Source organism: Hymenobacter miniatus, assembly GCF_016427455.1.
Classification (GTDB): Bacteria; Bacteroidota; Bacteroidia; order Cytophagales; family Hymenobacteraceae; genus Hymenobacter; species Hymenobacter armeniacus.
The window spans coordinates 17,039-32,169 of record NZ_JAELXR010000017.1 but is presented as its reverse complement, the minus strand read 5'-3'; the positions used below and the strand labels follow the sequence as shown (position 1 = coordinate 32,169).

Annotated in this window: 13 protein-coding genes; 8 read left to right on the top strand and 5 right to left on the bottom strand. The window is 66.2% G+C overall.

What is annotated here, in order from left to right; translation table 11 throughout:
- Positions 1-18 precede the first annotated feature (18 nt).
- The 4 genes from JAO73_RS20265 (at position 19) to JAO73_RS20250 (ending at position 3,192) form a co-directional block, all read left to right on the top strand.
- Positions 19-561 carry a hypothetical protein gene (locus JAO73_RS20265; protein WP_198979085.1) on the top strand — a complete coding sequence of 181 codons (543 nt, stop codon included), beginning with the start codon at positions 19-21 and terminating at the stop codon, positions 559-561.
- Positions 561-1,250 (top strand): polysaccharide deacetylase family protein, encoded by a 690-nt coding sequence (locus JAO73_RS20260; protein ID WP_233169313.1) that lies wholly within the window; start codon positions 561-563, stop codon positions 1,248-1,250. Before JAO73_RS20265 ends, JAO73_RS20260 begins: the two co-directional genes overlap by 1 nt.
- Positions 1,247-2,353: a glycosyltransferase gene (locus JAO73_RS20255; RefSeq protein WP_198979084.1), complete on the top strand. Its 1,107-nt coding sequence runs from the start codon at positions 1,247-1,249 to the stop codon at positions 2,351-2,353. Before JAO73_RS20260 ends, JAO73_RS20255 begins: the two co-directional genes overlap by 4 nt.
- Positions 2,354-2,424: 71 nt before the next feature.
- Positions 2,425-3,192, top strand: coding sequence for a TatD family hydrolase (locus JAO73_RS20250; RefSeq protein ID WP_198979144.1), 768 nt, complete (start codon positions 2,425-2,427; stop codon positions 3,190-3,192).
- A 121-nt stretch (positions 3,193-3,313) separates the two neighbouring features.
- Here the strand turns inward: JAO73_RS20250 and JAO73_RS20245 are convergent, their stop codons facing one another.
- From JAO73_RS20245 to JAO73_RS23140, 4 genes are all read right to left on the bottom strand, one after another.
- Positions 3,314-3,673 carry a hypothetical protein gene (locus JAO73_RS20245; protein WP_198979083.1) on the bottom strand — a complete coding sequence of 120 codons (360 nt, stop codon included), beginning with the start codon at positions 3,671-3,673 and terminating at the stop codon, positions 3,314-3,316.
- A gap of 72 nt (positions 3,674-3,745) precedes the next feature.
- Positions 3,746-5,047 (bottom strand): PAS domain-containing protein, encoded by a 1,302-nt coding sequence (locus tag JAO73_RS20240; RefSeq protein WP_198979082.1) that lies wholly within the window; start codon positions 5,045-5,047, stop codon positions 3,746-3,748.
- A gap of 216 nt (positions 5,048-5,263) precedes the next feature.
- On the bottom strand, positions 5,264-5,944 hold the full coding sequence (locus JAO73_RS20235; RefSeq protein WP_198979081.1) for a response regulator transcription factor: 681 nt from the start codon (positions 5,942-5,944) through the stop codon (positions 5,264-5,266).
- A 75-nt stretch (positions 5,945-6,019) separates the two neighbouring features.
- The gene (locus JAO73_RS23140) at positions 6,020-8,392 is read right to left on the bottom strand and encodes a SulP family inorganic anion transporter (protein ID WP_233169312.1); all 2,373 of its coding nucleotides are present in this window, start codon (positions 8,390-8,392) and stop codon (positions 6,020-6,022) included.
- Positions 8,393-9,071: 679 nt separating this feature from the next.
- Here JAO73_RS23140 and JAO73_RS20220 point away from each other — a divergent pair.
- On the top strand, positions 9,072-11,303 hold the full coding sequence (locus JAO73_RS20220) for a TonB-dependent receptor (RefSeq protein ID WP_198979080.1): 2,232 nt from the start codon (positions 9,072-9,074) through the stop codon (positions 11,301-11,303).
- An 81-nt stretch (positions 11,304-11,384) separates the two neighbouring features.
- On the opposite strand, the gene JAO73_RS20215 is transcribed toward JAO73_RS20220, so the two are convergent.
- Positions 11,385-12,083, bottom strand: coding sequence for an outer membrane beta-barrel protein (locus JAO73_RS20215; RefSeq protein ID WP_198979079.1), 699 nt, complete (start codon positions 12,081-12,083; stop codon positions 11,385-11,387).
- Between the two features lie 231 nt (positions 12,084-12,314).
- On the opposite strand from JAO73_RS20215, the gene JAO73_RS20210 reads away from it, so the two are divergent.
- The 3 genes from JAO73_RS20210 to JAO73_RS20200 all read left to right on the top strand — a co-directional run bounded on the left by JAO73_RS20210 (position 12,315) and on the right by JAO73_RS20200 (position 15,022).
- Complete coding sequence (locus tag JAO73_RS20210; RefSeq protein ID WP_198979078.1) at positions 12,315-13,019, top strand: hypothetical protein; 705 nt, start codon at positions 12,315-12,317, stop codon at positions 13,017-13,019.
- Positions 13,020-13,088: 69 nt separating this feature from the next.
- Positions 13,089-14,201, top strand: coding sequence for a sensor histidine kinase (locus JAO73_RS20205; protein WP_198979077.1), 1,113 nt, complete (start codon positions 13,089-13,091; stop codon positions 14,199-14,201).
- Positions 14,202-14,221: 20 nt separating this feature from the next.
- Positions 14,222-15,022 carry a LytR/AlgR family response regulator transcription factor gene (locus tag JAO73_RS20200; RefSeq protein WP_198979076.1) on the top strand — a complete coding sequence of 267 codons (801 nt, stop codon included), beginning with the start codon at positions 14,222-14,224 and terminating at the stop codon, positions 15,020-15,022.
- The last annotated feature ends 109 nt before the right edge of the window (positions 15,023-15,131 follow it).

The window sequence follows — 15,131 nt, the reverse complement described above, 5'->3', positions numbered from 1 at the left end:
TTACTTTTGTGGCTGCTTATGGCGCGTCTGCATTCCTACAACTTCACCCACGTGCTGCTGCCCCAGCTGGCCTGGCGGCGCCCCGGCTCGGTGCGCACCGAGCTGAGCGACCCCTTCCTGGCCCGGGAGCTGCTGCACTACGTGTGGGACAAAGCCGCCGAAAACCTGCCCGCCGCCGACAAAGTAGCGCCCCGCGGCCTGCGGCTGAGCTGGCACGAAGTGGCCGGCCGCGCCACGGCGCTGTTTCACCTGCCGCCGCCCCAGGCCACCATGGAGGCCTATTACTCGGCGCTGGTGTACGAAGAAGACGAGCCCGCCGAAACCGAAGCCGAGGAAATCCGGCCCCGCTATTTCACCCTCGAAGCCACGCTGGGCCTGAGCGGCCCGGCCGGCGCGCCCACCGTGGTGAGCGAGTGGGTGGGCGAGGTGCACCGCCAGCTGGGGCGCGGCCCGGCCGCCGGCCAGCCCGGCACGGCCGCGGCGTTTTTGGCGGTGCTGGCGGCCGTGCTGGGGCCCTTGCCCGACACGGAGGTGCCCTTTATGCACATCGTGCGCTCCTGATGAAGATGGGTTCCCGGCTCGAAGCGGCGCTGCTCACGCGGCCTCCCCAACTGCTGCACGCCCTCTTTCCCGGCTGCGAGTGGACCGGCCCGCCGGCCACGCCCGCCGGCGCCCCGGTCATGTACCTGACCTTCGACGACGGCCCCATTCCCGAGGAAACGCCCTGGGTGCTTGAGCAGTTGGCTGCATACCAGGCAAAAGCAGCTTTTTTCTGCGTGGGCGAAAACCTGGGCCGCTCCCCCGACATCGCCCGCAGCGCCCTGGGCGCCGGCCATCGCCTCGGCAACCACACGCACCGGCACCGCAGCGCCTGGAGCTTGTCGCGGGCTAACTACCTGGCCGAAGTGGCCGAATGCCAGGCCACCATCCAGGCGCTGATGACAGAGCACGGCGGAGCTGGCGAAAACGCGCCGGCGCCGCTGTTTCGCCCGCCCTACGGCCGGCTCACGCGGCCCTTGCTGCCGGTGCTGCAGCAGCAGTATCGGGTCATCATGTGGTCGGTGCTCACCCGCGACTACGACCCCACCCTCAGCCCCGAAGACTGCCTGCGCTACACGCTGGCCGCCGTGCGGCCCGGCGACGTGCTGGTGTTTCACGACAGCCGCAAGGCCAGCGCGCGGCTGCGCTTCGTGCTGCCGCGCGTGCTGGCGCACTTTGCCGAGTTGGGCTACCAGTTTTTGGCGCCGTGAGCGGCTTGCTGCTGGGGTTTCTGCTGCTGTGGCTGCTGGGGCTGGGCGTTGCCGCCTGGCAGTTTGCCACCCGGCGCGGCGCGCAGCCGGCGGTGCCGCTCCCCAGGCCGCTGCCGCGGGTGAGCGTCCTCATTGCCGCCCGCGACGAGGAAGCGGCCCTGCCGCGCTGCCTGGCCAGCCTGCGCGCGCTCAGCTACCCGGCCGAGCTGCTGGAAATACTGGTGGGCGACGACGCCAGCACCGACCGCACCGCCGAAGTGGCCGCGGCGGCCATGCAGGGCTTTGCGGGCCGGTTTCACGTCATTCCCATCGCCGAAAACCTAGGCCAGGCCCGCGGCAAAGCCAACGTACTGGCCCACCTGGCCCGGCACGCCACCACCGATTTATTCTTCATCACCGACGCCGACATTCACCTGCCCGGCGGCTGGATAGAGGCGCTGCTGGGCCACGCGGCGCCGGGCGTGGGCACCGTCACGGGCATCACGGCGGTGCGCGGGCCGCGGCTGTTTCATCGGCTGCAGGGCATCGATTGGCTGCTGTCGCTGAGCCTGGTGCAGGTGGTGAGCGAGCAGGGGCGCCCCGTGACGGCCATGGGCAACAACATGCTCGTGACGCGCGCCGCTTACGAAGCCGTTGGCGGCTACGAGGCCGTGCCCTTTTCCGTGACCGAAGATTACGCCCTGTTTCAGGCGGTGGTGGCGCGGGGCTTTGGCTTCCGGCACGTCTTCAGCACCGAGGCGCGGGCCGATTCCCTGGCCATGCCGAATTGGGCGGGCTTGCTGCGGCAGCGCCGCCGCTGGCTGCGCGGCGTGGAGGCCCTGCCGCTGCGGTTGCGGCTGGAGCTGCTGGCCTTCAGTGGCTTCTGGCCGGCGCTGGCGGGGCTGGCGTGGGTGGCAGGCACGGGGCCGGCGCTGGCGGTGTGGGCCGCCAAAGTGCTGGTGCAGGGCGCGCTGGCGCACCTGGGGCACCGGCGGGCGGGCTTGCGGCTGGCGTGGTGGTGGTTGCCGCTGTTTGAATTTTACACGCTGGCGCTCACGTTCAGCCTGGTCGGCTTCCGTCTGTTTGGCGGCGCCGTGGTCTGGAAAGGGCGGCGCTATACCTGAATAAAATTGAAGGTTGCCGGACGTTACCACGCCATTTCCACTCATAATTTTTGACGCATAACCTCAACAACATGCACCTCACCGATTCGCACGCTCACCTTTATTCGGAACAGTTCAAGCCCGACCGCCTCGACGCCCTGCGCCGGGCTCAGGACGCGGGCGTGCGCACCATCGTGATGCCAAACGTCGACCACAGCAGCATCGACGCCATGCTGGAGCTGGAGGCCCAGGCCCCCGAAACCTGCTTTGCCATGATGGGCCTGCATCCGTGCTCGGTCACGCGCAGCTTCGAGCAGGATTTGTACGAAGTGGAGGCTTGGCTGGGGCGCCGGCCATTTGCCGCCGTGGGCGAAGCCGGGCTCGATTTGTACTGGGACAAAACCCTGCTGGCCGGGCAGCAGGAGGCCCTTCGCATTCAGTTAGAAATGGCTAAGAAGTACCAGTTGCCCATTGTGCTGCACACCCGCGAGGCCTTTGCCGAAACCGCGGCGCTGGTGGAAGCAGCCCAGGACGGCACCCTGCGCGGCGTGTTTCACTGCTTCTCGGGCACGGCGGCGGAGGCCGAACGCGTCATCCGGTTGGGCTTTAAGCTGGGCATCGGCGGGGTGGCCACCTTCAAAAACGGCGGCGCCGACCAGTTTCTGCCCGGCATTGACTTGCAGCACCTGCTCCTCGAAACCGACTGCCCTTACCTGGCGCCCGTGCCGCACCGCGGCAAGCGCAACGAGCCGGCTTACCTGCCCCTGGTGCTGCGCCGCGTGGCCGCCCTGCTGGGCCGCCCCGAAGCCGAAGTGGCCGAAGCCACCACCCGCAACGCGGCCGAGCTGTTCAACCTGTAGGGATAAGAGGAAACGTCCTGCTGAGCTTGTCGAAGCCTCTCCACCGCAGCAGTAACTGATTACTATTGCGGTAGAGAGGCTTCGACAAGCTCAGCAGGACGTTTTGATGGGTTACTGAGGATTACGCTTGGGCCACGTCTTTTTCGAGGCGGTGGAGCAGGGTTTCGATGTGGTCGGCGTAGGAATTGATTTGGTCGAGGCCGGCGCGCGACTCCTCAATCTGGCCGCGGCTGTAGCGGGCGGCCAGGTCTTGGCCGGTTTGCAGCATTTGCTGGAGCACGCGCTCTATTTCCCGCACGTCGGAATTGGCGCCCACGGCGGGCTTCACGGTGCTTTGGAGCCACTGGCCCAGCGGGTTGTCGCGCAGTGAAAACAGCTCAGGCTCGGCCTCGCGTACCCCATAGAGCACCGAGCGCAGCCGCGACTTAAACAACACCTGCTTCACGCGGGCTTGCTGAAAGTCGAAAGGGGAGAGGGCCATGCGGGGAGGGGTAAGCAAAAAAAGTAAAAATGAGGGAGCGGGCGTCGCCTTGGGCGGCTACACTAGGCGAGTCTAATTGCCGGGGGCGTCGTTGAGGCGCTCCAGGGCCTGGCGGGCCAGCACGAAATCGGTCACTTCGAAGGCAAAGACCATGATGCCGGCGGGCTGGTTGTTTTCGCGGAACTGCTGGTAGATGAAATTGAAGTAAGAATCGCGCAGTTCCTTGCTGGCGTCGCGCTCCAGCTGCATTTTCAACTCCTTGCCGAAGAAGGTCTCGCCGGTGCGGTACACGTTGTCGAGCAGGTCGATGATGCCTTGCTCGCGCACCTCGGGCACCACTTCTTCCACGCTGTGGCCCAGCAGTTCGCGGTGCGGAAACAGCTGCTGGTACTGCGGGTTCACGAACTCGTAGCGGTGCTCGGGGCCGCGCAGAATGCAAATCATGGCCGGCGCCTGCATGAACAGGTTGTGGTAGGTTTCGCGCTGGTTTTCGGCCTTGCGGTACAGCGTGTGGGCCTGCTCCGAGAGCATGCCCTGTTGCTCGTTGGCCTGCAGCAGCTCCTGCACCATCTGGCGCTGCTCATGGATGTCGGTGGCGCCGCCCACCCACATGCTGATGCGGCCTTCCGCGTCGCGGCGGGGCGTGGCGCGCACCAAAATCCAGCGGTACTGGCCGTCGTGGCGACGCAGGCGGTATTCTACCTGGTACAGGTCGCCGGTGTCGACGGAGCGCTGCCAGGTGCTGAGCACGCGGCTGCGGTCGTCGGGGTGGACGCTGTCGACCCATTGCACGCCGATTTGCTTTTCCAGCGGGTGGCCCGTGAAGTCCAGCCAGCGCGAGTTGAAGTAGTCGCGCTGCCCCTGGGCGTCGGCGGTCCAGATGAGCACGGGCAGGTTTTCGAGCACGAAGCGGGTGCGGTCCTGCTCCTCGGCCAGCGCGGCCTGGGCCTTGGCGGCTTCCTGAGCAGCGCGTAGCTGCTCGGTCACGTTCTGGGTGCGCTGCAGGATGTACTGCAACTGGCCCTGCTCGTCGAGCACGGGGTAGTGCGTGGCTTGCCAGTACATCTCCTCGAAGCCGCCGCCCTGCTCGGCGGGCTTGGCCAAGTCGTAGCGAATGACGGGCATGGCGTGGGGCTCCAGGTGCTGGCGCACGTGCTCGTGCGAGGCCGCGATGATGTCGCCCTGGTTCTGGTCGACGGACGGGTAGGCCTCGAACAGGGTGCGCCCCACGGCCTCTTCCCGCGATTTCAGCGACGCGGCCACGTGGCTGTCGGTGTTGTCCACAATGGTCGCGTCGGGCGCCATGAGCAGGAAATTGTCCGGCAGGGAACGGAACAAGCGCTGATAATCAACGGGCGTATCGGAAGCAGTCATCGTAGCGAATAGGAGCAGCCTGGGAGCAAAAGTGAGTCGGCAGTTATGTGTACCACATGAACTGCCGAAAAACGTACGTAAAGCTACCCTCTCCGAGCTGAATGCACGTTATATGCCCCCGGTTTTTTGCTCTCCAGCCGCTGCTAAAACTTGCAGCAACAGTGTCATTCGCGCTTTCGTTGTTGTGCTTGGCGTGGGTCCGTGGCCGGGGGCGCGTCAGGCCGCGCGGTGTTCTAGCACGTAGCCCACGCCGTTGAGCGTATGGATGAGCTTGGGTGAGAAGTGCTTGTCGATTTTGCTGCGCAGGTAGCTCACGTACACGTCCACCACGTTGGTGCCGGTGTCGAAAGCCAGGTCCCACACCTTGCCCACTATTTCGGCCCGTGTGAGGGCGCGGCCCTGGTTGCTCATGAAGTATTCGAGCAGCGCCAGCTCGCGCACCGTGAGGTCGATGCGCTTTTCGCCGCGCTTCACCACTTTGCTGTGGCTGTGCAGCTCTAGGTCGGCCACTTTCAGCACCCGCTCGGCGGGCGTGGTGCCGAAGCGGCGGTGCAGGGCCCGCAGGCGCGCGGCCAGCTCCCGCACTTCGATGGGTTTCACGAGGTAGTCGTCGGCGCCGGCCTCAAAGCCCCGCAGCTTGTGGTGGGTGGCGGCCATGTCGGTGAGCATGAGCACGGGCAGCTTCTCGTATTCGCGCCGGATGCGGGCGCAGAGCTCGAAGCCGTCCATCTCGGGCAGGCGCACGTCGAGGATGACGGCCGAGTAGCGGGCCGTGGCCAGCATTTGCTGCGCGGCGGTGGCGTCGAGGGCCACGGCGGTTTGCATGCCGTAGGCTTCGAGGCCGCTGCGCAAATAGGAAATGACTGGCAGCTCCTCTTCTACAATCAATACTTTCATCCCAAATCAGGCTAATTGGCCCGCGCCCGAAGGCCGCCGGCCGTGGAAATTCCGGGGAAAAGCGCGGCCCGCGGGCTACGGCACGCCCAGGGCGTCGTCGTTGTCGAAGGGCGGAATGGCGATGACGGCACCCGGCCCGCCCGCGTGCACGGAGTAAATGGAGGGCGCTTGGTAGAGCTCGCCGGGCAGCTTGCGCAGGCCCTCGGGCACCACCTGGTAGCGGAAAATGGTGTCGTACTCGGCGAAATCCTTGCGCACGTCCACCTCCAGGTCGCGGATGGTGCCGCCGTGGATGTCGTAGACCCAGCCGTGCAGGTGCAGGGGCGCGCCGCGCCGGTGCGCCGCCTGCACGGCGGCGGTCTGGTGCAGGTTGTACACCTGCTCGATGACGTTGAGCTCGACCAGGCGGCGGTAGCGCTCGGGCTCGGTTTCGAGGCTGCCCAGCTCGTGCTGGTGGCGGTGCATCACCTCGCGCACGCTGTTGAGCCAGCTCGTGACCACGCCGGCCTCGGTGTTTTGCATGGCCGTTTTCACGCCCCGGCAGCCGTAGTGCCCGCACACGATGATGTGGCGAATCTGCAGGGTTTCGATGGCGTAGTGCAGCACCGAGAGCAGGTTCAGGTCGGTGCTCACCACCAGGTTGGCCACGTTGCGGTGCACAAACACCTTGCCCGGCGCCGTGCCCGTTATCTCGCTCACCGACACGTGGTTGTCGGAGCAGCCGATGAACAGGAACCGGGGCGCCTGCTGGGCCGCGGCCTCGAAGAAACGCGGGTTGCGGCGCAGCTTTTCGGCCACCCAGTTGCGGTTGTTGTCGAAGAGCTTGTAGTAGGCCTCGAAGTCGGCTTCCTTGCCGCTCACGTGGGCCTGCTGGGCCACGGTTTGGGCGTAGTCGTCGCCGCGGCGCATGAAAATGAGGTCGATGTTGCGCTGGCGGGCCGTTTCGCGGTAGTTCTCGATGGCGTTCACCACGTCGCGGTCGATGAAGGCCGAGTTGGTCGCGTCGATTTCCACGGTCGAGTCGGCGGGCACGTCCTTCAGCACCGACAAAATGCTGGCCTTGTTCAGAAACGACACGTGCTCGCCCAGGCTGATGCGGGTGTGCTCCTGGCCCTGCACGGTGTAGCGCTGCGCAAAATGGGCGTTGCGGTGGGTTTCGCGCAGGATGAAAAACAGCCCCGCCAATGCGCCAATGCCGATGCCGATGAGCAAGTCCGTCAGCAGGATGGCCACGATGGTGACCACGAAGGGCAGAAACTCGTTGAGCCCCGCCGCAAAGGTTTCGCGGAACACGCTCACCCGGGCCAGCTTGTAGCCGGTGATGAGCAGGATGGCCGCCAGCGCCGCCCACGGCACCAGGTTGAGCAGGCGGGGCAGCAGCAGCACGCTCAGCAGCAGGAAGGAGCTGTGCACCAGCGCCGCCAGCTTGGTGCGCCCGCCGGCGTTGATGCTCACCGAGCTGCGCACAATGACCGAGGTGAGCGGCAGGCCGCCCAGCAGGCCGCTCACGAGGTTGCCCACGCCCTGGGCCTTCAGCTCGCGGTTGGTGGGGGTTTTGCGTTGGAGCGGGTCCAGCTTGTCGGTGGCTTCGATGGAAAGCAGCGCTTCCACGCTGGCCACCAGCGCGATGGCCACGGCCGAAGTATACACGTTGGGGTTGGTGAGCTGCGAGAAATCGGGCAGCGTGAACAGGCCCGCAAATTCGGCCACGCTGCCCGGCACGGGCAGCTGCACCAAGTGCGAGCCCGACAAGGCAAAGGCCGGGTTCAGGGCCCGCGCCGCCTCGTTGAGCAGCACGCCCAGCACCACGGCCACCAGGGCCGCCGGAATTTTGGACAGCACCGGGTGGGCGCGCAGCCCCGGCCGCTCCCAGGCCAGCAGCACGGCCAGGCTGGCCGCCGCAATGGCCACGGCCGTGCCGTTTATCTGCCCGACGGCGTGCTCGACGAGGGCCGCAATGTTGCCGCCGGTCCACGGAAACAGGGCCAGCGACTCCACGGCGTCGAGGTCGTAGCCCAGCAGGTGGGGCAGCTGCTTCAGGATGAGGATGATGCCGATGGCCGCCAGCATGCCCTTGATGACCGAGGTAGGAATGAAATTGCTGATGAAGCCGGCCCGGGCCACGCCCAGCGCCACCTGCAGCAGGCCGGCCACGCAAATGGCCAGCTGCACGGCTTTGAAGGAGCCCAGCGCGCTCATGCTGCTCACCACCACCAGAATCAGTCCGGCTTCGGGGCCCGAAATGCTGACGGCCGAGCGGCTGAGCGCCCCCACCACCAACCCGCCCACAATGCCCGCGATGATGCCCGCAAACAACGGCGCTCCCGAGGCCAGCGCAATGCCCAGGCACAGGGGCACGGCCACCAGAAACGACACCAGGCCGCCCTGTACGTCACTTTTGAAATAGGAAAGGTCCCAGTCGCGGGGAGGGGTGGGGGGGGTAGGCATAGGCTGGGAAAAAGGCAAAGCGGTGCCGGCACTGCCCGAAGGCAGCGAAACGCAGGAAACCGTGGTGAGAAAAGGTGGCCGCTGGGAACTGGCGGGCCGAGCGGGGAAGGAGCTTCGGGCGAAAAAAAAGACACGTCCGTCTGCCGTTGCAGACGACTAGCTTTCTACGACAAAGGTAGAAGCGGGGTCTACGGCCGGGATTAAAGCCGAATTATAAGTTTATTAGAAGCCGATTAAAGGTTTATTAAATCCTTTTAAGAATTGGTTAATGGGATTAAAACGCGGTTAAGTCCAAAACAATTGGGGTTTCGCCCGGGCCCTCTCCCGACGTAACGGCTCACCCCTGGCACCTCTCCTTTAGGAGAGGGGTGCCTGACGATTTGGGTTAGAAGGCGTGAATGAAAAGTAAAAAAGGGACGTCTTCGGCCTCCGCGTGCTTTCGGCTCTGCTGTTTTTTAACTCTCAACCATTAACTCTTAACTGAAGCCGCCTTGGCTCCCCTCTCGCTTAGGAGAGGGGCAGGGGGTGAGGCGCCACGTCGGGGGAGGCGGGTCCGGCGGAAACCCCCAACCCCCCGCTCCGACGGTTCAGCCCCCCGATACGACGCTTCGGCAACAGGAACTTGAGCCGCGGCGGGGCCACCCGGCACCTTTGGACCAGTACTTACCCGCTGGCCCCCATGAAAACTTCGCTACTCTCGCTGCTGCTGCTGAGCGCCCCCGCCGCTGCCCTGGCCCAAGCCGCTCCCACCGAGGCCCGCCCCGCCGCCCAGGCCTCCACCCAACTCTCCGGCACGGTGCGCGACGCCGATGGCCAGCCCTTGCCCGGCGTGAACGTGTTTCTGAAAACCACCTTCGACGGGGCCAGCACCGACTCGCTGGGCCGCTTCCGCTTCGGCACCGACCAGCCGGCCGGGCCGCTCACGCTGGTGGCCACCTTCATCGGCTACGAGCCGCTGGAAGTGCCGGTGGTGCTGGGCCAGGGCGCCGTGGTGCTGCCCGGCCTCAAGCTGAAAGCCAGCCGTGCCGCCCTCGGCGACGTGGTGGTGACGGCCGGCGCCTTCGAGGCCAGCGACGAGAAACGCGCCGCCGTGCTCAAGCCCCTCGACATTGTGACCACGGCCGGCGCGCTCGGCGACATCGCCGGGGCGCTGAACTCGCTGCCCGGCACCACGCGGGTGGGGGAGGAAGGCAAGCTCTTTGTGCGCGGCGGGGCGGCTTCGGAAACCAAAACCTACCTCGACGGGCTGCCCGTGCAAACGCCCTACGGCGGCTCGGTGCCCAACGTGGCCGCGCGGGGGCGGTTTTCGCCCTTCCTTTTCAAAGGCACCGTGTTCAGCACGGGCGGCTACTCGGCCGAGTACGGGCAGGCCCTGAGCGCCGTGGTGGCCCTGAGCTCGACCGACCTGGCGCCCGAAACCCAGACCAGCCTCTCGCTGATGAGCGTGGGCGGCAGCCTGGCCCGCACCCAGCGCTGGGCCCGCACCAGCCTGGCCCTCACCGCCGACTACACCAACCTGGCGCCCTACTTCAACCTGGTGCCCCAAACCTTTGGCTGGGAGAAAGCGCCCCAAAGCGCCGGCGGCTCGCTCAAGCTGGCCCACCAAGTAGGGGAGGCCGGCATGCTGAAAGTGTACGGCACTTACAGCCGCCAGCGCCTGGCCCTGCGCCAGCCCGACGCCAACCCCGAGTACGCTGCCGGCCACCCCGTGGCCCTGGCCAACGACAACGCCTACCTCAACGCCAGCTACCGCGCGCCGCTGCGCCGCGGCTGGAGCCTGAACACCGGCCTGGCCCTGACCCAAGACGACAACCGCGTGCGTCCCGATGCCCAGTCCGTATGTGACCTCGACCGCTCCGCCGTGGCCCGGCTGGTGCTCTCCAACGACTCGGCCAGCACTTGGTTCAACCTCAAAATGGGCCTCGAAGGCTACGCCCAGCGCTACCGTCAGCAGTACCAGGCGGCGGCCGAAACGGCCCCGCTGCTCCTGGGCGTGGACGAGCAGCGCGGCAGCGCCTTTCTGGAAAGCGAGCTGGTGCTGAGCCGCAAGCTGGCCGGCCGCGTGGGCCTGCGGGGCGAATACTCGGCCCTGCTGCACCGCTCCACCGCTGCCCCGCGCCTGGGCCTGGCCTACCAAACCGGCCCAAACAGCCAGCTCTCGGCTGCCTGGGGCTATTTCTACCAAAGTCCCACCACCGACCTGCTGCGCATCAGCCACGCCTTGCAGTTTGAGCGCGCCGAGCACCTGCTGCTCACCTACCAGCGCCAGGTGCAGCAGCGCACGCTGCGGGCCGAAATCTACCAGAAGAACTACGCCCAGCTCACCACCTTCAGCGCCGCCCAGCCCTACAACCCGGCCACTTACCAGAACGCCGGCAGCGGCTATGCCCGGGGCCTCGACGTGCTGTTTCGGGACCGCACCACCTTCAAAAAGGCTGATTATTGGGTGAGCTACGGCTTCGTGGACACGCGCCGCCAGTTCCGGCAAGACCCCACCGTGGCCGTACCCACTTTTGCGGCCCGGCACAACCTGAACGTGGTGGGCAAGTACTGGGTGCAGCGCCTGCATACGCAATTCGGTTTCACCTACAGCTACGGCAGCGGCCGCCGCTACCACGACCCCAACCGGCCCGGCTACAACCAGGCCAGCCTGCCCAGCTACCAGGACCTGAGCTTCAACGCGAGCTACCTCACCCACTGGTTTGGCCAGTTCACCATCGTCTACGTGTCGGCCAGCAACGTGCTGGGGCGCAACAACGTGTACGGCTACAACTTCGCGAGCCAGCCCGACGCCAGCGGCCAGCTCCGCAGCGTGGCCGTGACGCCAGGGGCGCCGAGGATGCTGTTTGTGGGCGTGTTTATTTCCATCAACAAGAGCCGTAAAGTGGACCTGAACGAGCGGCCGGACTGAAGGCTTGGAATAAGGAACTACAGCAGAAAGGCCGACACACAATTTGCGTGGCGGCCTTTCTGCTGTAGTAGCACTTTGTCCTTACCGCTTGCCAAACCGGTATTGCACGCCCAGCGCGGCACTGCCGGTAAACTGATAGTAAGCACCCCAGTGCATGAGGTCGTGGTTGGTGGCGAAATCGAATTTGAGCCCAACATGCGGCGTGAGGCGGTAGCGCAGGCCCAGGCCGGCGGTCAGGAGCAGGTAGTCGAGCGCGCCGCGGTAGGAGTAGGGGGCCGTTTGGAAGGTGCCCGACGAGTCGTCGCCCCCGGTGCCGCGAGAATAGTAGCTGCGGTGTATCAGCGTGAGTCCGCCCAGGGCATCGACCTGGAAGCGGTGCTCGGGCTTGCGGGTGAGGGTGTAGCGGGCCAGGGCCGACACGGAGGTGGTGCGCAGCGTGGTGGTGTTGGAATAAGCGTAGGTGTAGTAGGTAGGCCCGGGGCCACCCGCGTTGATAAAGTACAGGGCGTCGTAGGTAAAGGACTGGGTGCGGCCGCTGTAGGCCGCGCCCAGCTCCAGGGCCAGGCGCGGGCGCAGCTGGTAGCCCGCCGTGAGCTGCACCGGCACCCGAAAGCCGGTATCGCCATTTCGACTGCTGAGCAGGTTCTGATAATTGCTGTGGTAGGCGGCCAGGCCCACGTAGAACCGGGGCGCGGCCGGGGCGGGCTCCGCGCTTTGGGCGCGGCTGAGGAGGGGCGCGGCGAGTAGCAGGCCGCTGAGTGCAAGTCGGGGTAATGCCATAAGGGAAGCAGTGGAAAGCTGTGGAATTGTCGGTGTGATGCCCGTAACGAACAAAGCGTTGCAAGTAAGGTGCGGAGTCGTTCATTATTTCTGCCGGAAGCCCTGCCCGGCTGTTCCGACGCTTCGTCCGTCGCAAACGACGCTTCGGTAAGGAGAATTTTCGGGCGCTGGGCGGCGCGGCCACCTTTGAGCCATTCAATCAGGAAAACCTTCACCAACCCCCCCGTCATCATGAAAACCGCCCTGCTCACCCTCGCCCTCGCCGCCGCCTCGCTTGCCGCTGTGGCCCAGACCCAGCCCGCGCCTGCCGCCACCGCCGCGCCGGCCGATGCCTACACCGCCATGCTGGGCGCCACCATTGCCGAGCAAAACGCCATCACCCAGAAGGCCGACCTGCCCGCCAACCTGGCCAAGCTGGAGCGCGCCGCCAGCGCCCGGCCCACCGACTGGCTGCCCCGCTACTACCAGGCCCGCGGCTACCTCAAAATGGCCTTCGGCGGTTCCGACAGCGACCAGACCGACAAGCTCCTCGACCGGGCCGATGCCGCCCTGGCGCAGGCCAAAAAGCTGCCCGGCGCCGACCTGGCCGAAGTGCTGGTGCTGCAGGCCTACATCTACCAGGGCCGCATTCAGGCCGCGCCCATGACGCGCGGCCCCCTCTACACCGGCCGCGTGCACGAGGCCCTCGACCAGGCCCTCACGCTCAGCCCCGACAACCCGCGCGCCTACCTCGTGCTGGCCAACGACCTGTACTTCCGCCCGGCCATGTTCGGTGGCGGCGCCGAGAAGGCCAAGCCGCTGTATGAGAAAGCCAAGGCCTTGTTTGCCGCCTTCAAGCCCGCCACGGCCTTGAGCCCGAACTGGGGCGAGGCCACCGCCACGGCCACGCTGGCCCGCATCAACGGCACCGACAACACCACTGCGGCCACTAAATAGGACCGGCCGCCGGCGCGGACTCGCCGAGCCCGCGCCGCGTGTCTGCTGCCCCACTTATTCCTTACTTTGATGCCGGCTTTCTCCCTCTCCCTGCCCGTGGCCCCGTCCGACACCGTTCCGCAGTTTTCCAACGGCTACCTGCCCGTGCCCAGCTCCCGGGCCGGCATGTGGAAGGCGCTGCGCATCCTGCTGCTCATCTCCACGGTGCTCACGGTGCTGCTCAACCCGGGCTCGCTCACCGACGCCAAACGGCTGGGCATCACCTTCGCCATCACCCTGGCCTACAGCGGCGGGCTGTGGTTTGCGAACGGCTACGCCGTGGACTGGCTCGACCGGCGCATCAAGTGGGCCGAGCGGCCGTTGCGGCGCCTGCTGCTCACGCTGGCGGTGTCGATGGGCGGGTCGGTGCTGGTCATTCTGCTCATTCAGGCCGTGTTTCTGGTGTCGATGGGCGAGTCGTTGCGGCTGCTGTGGCGCCCGCAGATGTACGGGCAGGTGCTGGTGCCGCTGGCCATCACGCTCATCATCTCGCTGTTCAACCACAGCCGCTCGTTCTTCGTGAACTGGCGCGAAGCCGCCGTGCGCGTCGAGCGCCTCGAAAAAGAAACCGCCGTGGCCCGGCTCGACTCGCTGCGCAAGCAAGTCGACCCGCACTTTCTCTTCAATTCCCTCAACGCGCTGACGAGTTTGGTGGAGGAAAACGACCCCGCCCGGGCCGTGCGTTTCATTCGGCAGCTCTCGCAGGTGTACCGCTACGTGCTCGACAGCGAAAGCCAGGAGCTGGTGCCGCTGGCCGACGAGGTGAAGTTTGCCGAAAGCTACCTGTACCTGCAGAAAACCCGCCTCGGCGACGCCCTGGCCGTGGAAATGAACCTGCCGCCCGCCGCCCTGGCCGGTTTCTACGTGCCGCCCCTGGCCCTGCAGCTGCTGCTCGAAAACGTCATCAAGCACAACACCGCCTTCCAGGCCGACCCCTTGCGGGTGAGCGTCGGCCTCGACCCCGCCGCCCAGGCCCTGTCCGTGCGCAACGCCCTGCGCCCGCGCCGCCTGGCGCCGGGCGAGTCGTCGGGGCTGGGGCTGAAAAACCTGGCCGCCCGCTACGCCTTCCTCACCAACCGGCCGCTGGTCGTGCAGCAGGAGCAAGGCGAGTTCGTGGTTTCTTTGCCGCTGCTGTTGCTGTGAACGGCCCCAATAACAACGTCATGCCCCTCCGCGCCCTGCTAGTTGAAGACGAACCCCTGGCCGCCCGCCGCCTGGCCGACCTGCTGGCCCGCCAGCCCGAGCCCGTGCAGGTGCTGGGCACGGCCGAATCGGTGACGCAAGCCGTGGCCCTGCTGCAGAGCACCCAGCCCGCGCCCGACGTCCTGTTTCTCGACATTCACCTCGCCGATGGCCTCAGCTTCGAGCTGTTTGAGCGCACCGAGGTGCGCTGCCCGGTCATTTTCACCACCGCCTACGACCAGTATGCGCTGCAAGCCTTCAAGGTGAACAGCGTGGACTACCTGCTCAAGCCCATCGACGAGGAAGAACTGGCCGCCGCCGTGCGCAAGCTGCGCGAGCGCCTGCCCACGGCGCCGCAGCCGGCTCCCGCCCCGGCCTTCGACCCCGCCCTGCTGGCCCAGTTGGTGCAACAGATGCAGCAAACCCCGTCCGCCGCCAGCTACAAATCCCAGTTTGTGGTGCGCGTGGGCGAGCACCTCAAAGTGGTGCCCGTGGAGCAGATTGCCTACTTCTTCAGCCTCGAAAAAGCCACGTTTCTGCAAACCACCGAGGGCCGCAAGTTCGTGGTCGACTACACCATGGACCAGCTGGAGGGCCTGCTCGACCCGCGCCGCTTCTTCCGCCTCAACCGCGCCTACCTGGCCCAGCAGGCGGCCATTCAGGACATCATTCACTACACCAACTCCCGCCTGCAAACGGTGCTCAAGCCCACCGCCCCCGATGCCCAGGTGCTGGTGAGCCGCGAAAAAGTGAACGTGTTCAAGAACTGGCTGGATAGGTAAGGGAGGCGTAAAAAGTAAACAGACCCTCATGCCGAGCGCAGCCGAAGCCGCTCTGCCACGCGTTTAGTGTGGCAGAGCGGCTTCGGCTGCGCTCGGCATGAGGGTTTTA